Source organism: Arthrobacter sp. 05L45_2, from assembly GCF_056397525.1.
In genome coordinates this window covers 1-7154 of sequence record NZ_JBFTNO010000160.1, presented here as the reverse complement: position 1 = coordinate 7154, position 7154 = coordinate 1, and the positions used below count along the sequence as shown (strand labels likewise).

The following is a 7154-nucleotide window of genomic DNA, read 5'->3' as shown; positions in this document are numbered from 1 at the left end:
GGCCATGATGCCGTCAATGACGTCGGAAAAAATAAAGGCCGTGATGAACAACGTTCCCCACCACAACTGACCCAGGGGGTAGAACACCAGGGCACCGACCACCACACCGGCGGTGCCGATGATGGTGACGGCGTCCGGTGAAATGCCCATCCGCAGCAGCCACCGGGCCAGCGGCGAGAAGAGTGCGGTGAAGAAACTCCGGGCGTGCTTATTCAGCATTCGCGGTCCCCGGGGTCGACGGACCGGCGTCGCTGCCGCTGTCGGCGGCCTGCGGCCACGCCTCGGCCACCTGCTGGCGGACTTCGCCGAGCGTCTGGGTGATCGCCTTGGTCTGCGCGATGATCGGGAAGAAGTTACCGTCCCCGCCCCAGCGCGGCACCACGTGCTGGTGCAGGTGGCCGGCGATCCCGGCGCCGCCGGTCACCCCCTGGTTCATTCCCAGGTTGAACCCGCTGGGGTTGGCAACCTTGCGCAGCACCCGCATGGCTGTCTGCGTCAGGTCGGCGAACTCGGCGGTTTCCTCGACGGTCAGGTCCGTGTAGTCCGGGATGTGCCGGTAGGGGCAGACCAGGAGATGGCCGGGGTTGTACGGGAAGAGGTTCAGGACGACGTAGCAGGTCTGTCCCCGGTACACGATCAGGGAATCGTCGTCCTCACGTTCCGGAGCGACGCAGAACGGGCAGTCGTCCGGGTTCTTGAACTGGTGCTGGCCGCCCTTGATGTAGGCCATGCGGTGCGGAGTCCACAGGCGCTGGAACGCGTCCGGCACCCCGGCCAGGCCAAAGTCGTCGGTCACGCCGTCGTCCCCCGGGTAGCCCGGGACAGCGCCTGTGGTCTCCTGCACGTGCTGCTCCCCCGCTAGCTGGCCCGGTTACGGACGGCGTCGACGATCCGCTGGACGGCCTCGGCCACGGGCACCCCGTTGTCCTGGCTGCCGTCACGGAAGCGGAAGGACACGGCGCCGGCCTCGGCGTCGTCCCCGCCTGCGATCAGCACAAACGGGATCTTGTCCTTGCTGGCAGTCCGGATCTTCTTCGGGAAACGGTCCGAGGAAATGTCCACCTCGGCGCGGATCCCGGCGGCCTTGAGCTGGCCGACGACGTCGAACATGTAGTCGTTGAAGGCTTCGGCCACGGGAATGCCCACCACCTGGACCGGCGCCAGCCACGCGGGGAACGCCCCGGCGTAGTGCTCGGTCAGGACACCCATAAACCGTTCGATCGAGCCGAAGAGGGCGCGGTGGATCATGACCGGCCGCTGCCGGGTGCCGTCGGCGGCCTGGAACTCAAGCTCGAACCGCTCCGGCAGGTTGAAGTCCAGCTGGATGGTGGACATCTGCCAGGTCCGGCCGATGGCGTCCCGGGCCTGGACCGAGATCTTGGGGCCGTAGAACGCTGCTCCGCCCGGATCCGGGACAAGCTCCAGTCCCGATTCCTGCGCGACCTCGGCCAGGGTCTGGGTGGCTTCCTCCCAGACCTCGTCGGAACCGACGAACTTCTCGGGGTCCTTGGTGGACAGCTCCAGGTAGAAGTCCTCAAGGCCGTAATCCTTCAGCAGCCCGAGGACGAAGTTGAGCGTGGTGGTGAGCTCGTCCTTCATCTGCTCGCGGGTGCAGTAGATGTGGGCGTCGTCCTGGGTCATGCCCCGGACGCGGGTGAGGCCGTGCACCACGCCGGACTTCTCGTAGCGGTACACCGAGCCGAATTCGAAGAGGCGCAGCGGCAGTTCGCGGTAGGACCGTCCCCGGGAGCCGAAGATGAGGTTGTGCATGGGGCAGTTCATCGGCTTCAGGTAGTAATCCTGGCCGGGCTTGCGCACCGTGCCGTCCTCGTTCAGTTCCGCGTCGATGTGCATCGGGGGGAACATCCCGTCCCGGTACCAGTCGAGGTGTCCGGAGACCTCGTAAAGGTGGCCCTTGGTGATGTGCGGGGTGTAGACGAACTCGTACCCGGCGTCGACGTGGCGCTKGCGGGAGTAATCCTCCATGGCCTTGCGGATGATGCCGCCCTTGGGGTGGAACACCGGCAGGCCGGAACCCAGCTCGTCCGGGAAGGAGAACAGGTCCAGTTCGGCGCCGAGCTTGCGGTGGTCGCGGCGCTCTGCCTCGGCAACCCGTTCCTGGTAGGCCTTCAGGGCCTCCTTGGTGGGCCAGGCAGTGCCGTAGATGCGCTGCAGCTGCTTGTTTTTCTCGCTGCCGCGCCAGTAGGCCGCCGAGGAGCGGGTCAGGGCGAACGCGTTGGAGATCAGCTTGGTGTTGGGCAGGTGCGGCCCGCGGCACAGGTCGCACCAGACGGCGGTGCCTTCCTTGCGCTCGACGTTGTCATAGATGCTCAGTTCGCCGCCGCCGACCTCGACGTTGGAGCCGTCGGCGTCGGACCCGGCGCCCTTAAGGCCGATCAGTTCGAGTTTGTAGGGCTCGTCCTTCATGGCCTCGCGCGCCTCGTCCTCGGAGACAACCCGGCGGACGAACTTCTGGTTCTGGTTGATGATCTTCTGCATCATCTTTTCCAGCTGGCGCAGGTCTTCAGGGGTGAAGGGTTCCTCGACGTCGAAGTCGAAGTAGAAGCCGTCGGTGATGTACGGGCCGATGCCGAGCTTGGCGTCGGGGCGCAACTGCTGCACCGCCTGGGYCATAACGTGGGCTGTTGAGTGCCGCAGGACATTGAGGCCGTCCGGGGAGTCAATGGTGACGGATTCGACGGCGGCACCCTCCGGGAGCGCCTGGTCCAGGTCCTTCAGTTCGCCGTTGACGCGGGCCACAACAACGTCGCGGCGCTCAAAAAAGAGTTCCGCGCCGGTGGTCCCGGTAGTCACCTTGGTCTCTTCGCCGTCGACGAGAAGGGTGATCTGCTGGGCATCTGACACGGGTGTCTCCTATTCAAAGTTAAGGCTTCGTAGCTTGTGGCATACGGGGACCACAGCCAGCCTCGTCCATGCTATCGGTTCCCGGGAGGCCAACCAACGCGGCCCGCCGCCGCCCGGCCGCCAGTGCGCAGAAGGTCTACCGTTGGTCAGCCGCCCATGCCAGTGATGGCAAGGTTGCGCCGGATCCCGTCCAGCGGACCGGGGACCGCGGCGTCGGGATACCCCGGATGCCCGGCCGTGCCGGGTCCGCCGCCCCGGCCGGGACCCTCCGCCGCCGGAGGGAACGGCAGGGTCTCGGTACGGCTGAGGTCCCAGGCCATGGAGGCGCTGATGCTGATGCCGCGCGGTCCGGTCCGCCGGGTGGTCCCGCGGATCAGCAGCAGCCGGGTGCCGAAGAGTAGGGGACCTGACTGTTCCTGGGCCTCGTGGAAGAACACGGAATCCACGCAGCCGGTGCCGTCATCGATGCTGATGAAGACCACCCGACGGCCGCCGCGCATCGGCGGGGTCTGGGTGGCTACCCGCACCCCGGCCACCAGGACTTCGGTGCCGTTTCGCAACCCCAGGAGCTTGTCCGCCGTCGTCACGCCCAGCCTTTCCAGCAGCGGCGCGTGGCTGGCCATCAGGTGCCCGCTGACGTCCAGGGCCAACAGATCCAGTTCGGCGCGGACCGTCTCCACCAGGGTGGGGGCAGGCAGGCCTCCTTTCAGGTTTTTGAGCTCGACATCGCCCAGGGGCAGGGCGAGCTGGCCCTCTATGATCTCTACGCCCTTGCGCTGCGGACGGGTTTGCAGTTGCTGCAGATGCTGGACCAGGTCAGCCCTGTTGGCAGTTCCCCCGGAGGAGCGGTGCAGGGAATCGAAGGCCCCCAGCTGGGCAAGCCGCTGGATGCTGGGTTTGCTCAGCCGTGAACGGGCGCGCAGGTCAGCGAGGGAATCGTAGGGCTGGCCGGCCACGGTACGTTTCAGCTCGGCCCCGGACAGCCCGTAGATACCGTTCAGGCTCAGCCGGATGCCGAGTTTGCCCTGGTCCGGGCCGGCCTCCACCCTTTCCACCCGGTATTCGGCCTGGCTGCGGTTGATGTCCAGGGGCAGGATGGGAATGCCCAGGCGCCGGGCTTCTGCCACCAGCAGCCGTTTGGGGTACATACCGGGGTCGTGCTCCCAGAGCCCGGCCAGGAACGCCTCGGGATGGTGGGTCTTCAGCCAGGCCGACTGGTAGGTGGGCACGGCGAAGGCCGCCCCGTGGGCTTTGCAGAACCCGAAGCTGCCAAACGCCTTGAGGGTTCCCCAAACCTTGTCCACCACGGCAGGGGTATAGTTCCGTGCCCGTGCCTCACGGCGGAAGAATTCCTCCACCTTGCCTTCCATGACCTCATTGCCGAGGGCACGCCGGAACTCGTCCGCCCGGGCCAGCCCRCAGCCGGTCATCACATCGAAGGTCTTAAGGATTTGCTCGTGGAAAACCGTCACACCATGGGTCTCCTGCAGCACGGGCTTGAGGTCCGGATGCGGATAGACCTCAGGGGCGAAACCGTGCCGGTGTTCCAGGAAGGGCCGCACCATGTCCGACTTCATGGGTCCGGGCCGGAAGAGTGAGATGTCGATGATGAGGTCGTTGAATTCCCGGGGCGCCAGCTTGCCGATCAGTTCCCGCTGCCCCGGAGATTCGATCTGGAAGCAGCCCAGGGTGTGGGTGCTGCGGATCAGCTCATAGGTGGGTTCGTCGTCGAGCGGCACGGCGTTGAGGTCGATCCGGCCGTCAGCGGCGATGTAGTCCGGGCCGGTCCCGTCGGAGCCTACGGGGTGGCGGCCGGCCGCCACCACCTCGGCCTTGGACGGGTGCAGCCGGATCACTTCCCGGACCGCGAAAGCCATGGCGCTTTGCATCCGGACGCCCAGCACATCAAGTTTGAGCATGCCCATCGGGTCCATGTCGTGCTTGTCGAACTGGCTCATCGGCAGGCCCAGGCCGCTGGGCTGGACCGGGGTGCGGTTCAGCAGGGTGGCATCGCCCAGGATGACCCCGCAGGGGTGCATCGAAATGTGGCGCGGCAGGCGGTCCAGCCGTTCGGTCAGGTCCACCAGAAGATCCAACTGCTGGTTCTCCGTGAAGTCCCGCTGCTCTACCCGGCCGGCGAATTCCTTCAGCTCTGGTTTTTCCACCAGTGCTTCGCGGAAGTTCCGGGCCGAGAACCGCCACAGTTGCTTGGCGATCTCATCGATGTCCCCGCCATCCATACCCAGCGCCAGGCCGGCATCGCGTACCGCCCCGCGGGCACGGTATCCGTTCTGCATGCTCATCAACGTGACGCGCTCGGAGCCGAACCRTTCAAAGATCTTCCGGTAGACGTTATGCCGTTCGGCGCTTTCAACGTCGATGTCAATGTCCGGCAGCGTGGCCCGGTCGCGGGAAAGGAAGCGTTCGAAAATGAGGTCGTGCTGCAGCGGGTTGACCTGGCTGACATCGATCAGGAAATTCACAAGGCTGGAGGCACCCGACCCGCGCGCCGCCGCCCGGACACCCATGTCCAGGATCATCCGGGACACCTCGGCAACCGTCAGGAAGTAGGAGGCGAAGCCGAGCCCGTCGATGATCCGCAGCTCGTGTTCCAGCCGGGCGCGCAGTTCCTCTGCAGCCTTCCCGGTGATCCCCGGGAAGCGCCGGTTGATCCCGGCCTCACACCGCTGGGTAAGCTCTACCAGCGGGTCGCCGGCGATCCCGATCACGGAGGCTTCGGGCACCACCGGCTGCTTCCACCCCATGTCCGTGACCGGGTCCATCCGGCAGCGGTCCGCGAGCGCCTCGGTGTGGGCCAGCAGGCTCTTGAGGTCCGCGGCGCCGTAGCCAGCGGCATGCATGATTTCCTGGCCCAGACGCAGCATTTGAGCCGGTGTCTTCAGCCAGCCCTGGCCGTTGGGCTGCAGCTGGGGGGCGGCGGAGAGCTCGGGAAGGGATTTCAGGGTGCGGGCGGAATCCAGCACGTCAGCCGTAGCTGCCCCGTCTTCGGCGCAATAGCGCACCGCGTTGCTGAGGACCGCGGGGACCGAGTGCTCGGCGGCGAGTTTGAGCATCCGCACGGCATGGGCGGTGCTGAAGGGTTCCCCGGGCGGGCTGAGCTGGGACACAACCTCTGCCGCGACGGTTCCCGCAGGCATCACATCCAGCCAGCGTTTGAAGAGGGTGCGGGGGCGTAGGTACCGGCGCCCGCCCATGGCCCGCCCCACGTCCGAATCGGGACCGATCAGAACGGTCAGTACCGGTTCAAGCGTTGAGGGATCGAGGGCGCGTGAGGCCAGCTCCGCCCTGGTCACGGCAACAGGCACCACTCCCCCCGCTTTCCCCGTGGTGCGGGCATGTGCGTCAGAGACCAGCCGGCACAGGGCACGGTAGCCGGCTCCCTGGTTATGCCCGTGGGCGAGCACCACAACACGTCCGCCCAGCTGGGTGCGGAGGTCGCCGTCGTCGTCAAAGACCGCCAGATCCACACCCACCACGGGGTCCAGCCCCGCCGCCATGCAGGCTTTAAGGTGCTTGACAGTGCCGTAGAGTCCGTCGCGGTCAGTGCAGGCGAGCGCCGTGGCCCCGTCGGCGGACGCGGCCGCCGCGAGTTCCTCCGGCCAGGACACCCCGTAGTGGGCGCTGAAGGCGGTGGAGACATGCAGGTGGGTGAAGCTCATGCCGATTCAGGCTCCCGCGAGGCATGCAGGGCATCATGGATCCGCAGCACCCGCCAGCGGCCGCTACCCAGGTGCCTGGTGAGGTCTAGGGTGAAAGTCCGGTCCGGCGTGACGGTGTCCCGGACCTGGACCCGCCAGATCTCGTGGTCCACCAGTCCCGGTCCGCTGCCCAGGGGTGCCCGCTGTTCCTCGGCCCACCACTGCCGCCGCTCGAACCAGCGGACGGGTTCGGCGCAGACCTCGTACTGCCTGCCCTTCCAGACGACCGTCTGCGGCTGGCCTGCCGGGGAACAGGCGACGTCCACCGACTCGCTGAACATCCCCATGAGGCCTCCCGGCAAGTACAAACCCTACAGATTGATTCGAATATATCTTCGAACAAATCAAGTCTACGCCGGGGCCGGGGCAAAACCTAGATGGGGGTGGACGGACGCAAGCCGAGGTAGCAGGATTGAGCCATGAGCTCCCACAGCGCACTCCTGAAGCACGTAAGCATCGCCGCCAAGGATTCAACCTTGGTGGCGAAGTTCGATATTGACGGGAACATCCCGAGTTCCGGGGCCTACGTGGTGGGGCTCGTAGCGGCCACCCCGGACCACTCCCACCAGC

General features: G+C 66.4%; 4 protein-coding genes and 1 pseudogene. All 5 read right to left on the bottom strand.

Annotation, left to right across the window (positions count from 1 at the left end; translation table 11 throughout):
• Positions 1 to 219: pseudogene (locus AC1DHD_RS12165) on the bottom strand (phosphatidylinositol phosphate synthase); the annotation flags it as partial.
• Entirely contained in the window at positions 209 to 844 is a 636-nt protein-coding gene (locus AC1DHD_RS12160; RefSeq protein WP_476879961.1) for an HIT family protein, read from the bottom strand. The pseudogene AC1DHD_RS12165 and the gene AC1DHD_RS12160, both read right to left, overlap by 11 nt.
• 14 nt (positions 845 to 858) lie before the next feature.
• The gene (gene thrS / locus AC1DHD_RS12155; protein ID WP_476879960.1) at positions 859 to 2865 is read right to left on the bottom strand and encodes a threonine--tRNA ligase; all 2007 of its coding nucleotides are present in this window, start codon (positions 2863 to 2865) and stop codon (positions 859 to 861) included.
• Between the two features lie 146 nt (positions 2866 to 3011).
• Complete coding sequence (locus tag AC1DHD_RS12150) at positions 3012 to 6545, bottom strand: DNA polymerase III subunit alpha (protein WP_476879959.1); 3534 nt, start codon at positions 6543 to 6545, stop codon at positions 3012 to 3014.
• Positions 6542 to 6871 carry a DUF6504 family protein gene (locus AC1DHD_RS12145; RefSeq protein ID WP_476879958.1) on the bottom strand — a complete coding sequence of 110 codons (330 nt, stop codon included), beginning with the start codon at positions 6869 to 6871 and terminating at the stop codon, positions 6542 to 6544. Before AC1DHD_RS12145 ends, AC1DHD_RS12150 begins: the two co-directional genes overlap by 4 nt.
• Positions 6872 to 7154 lie beyond the last annotated feature (283 nt).

Bases quoted from the DNA above. Each gene is read 5' to 3' on its own strand.
- AC1DHD_RS12145 (WP_476879958.1), bottom strand. From the start codon at position 6,871: ATGGGGATGTTCAGCGAGTCGGTGGACGTCGCCTGTTCCCCGGCAGGC.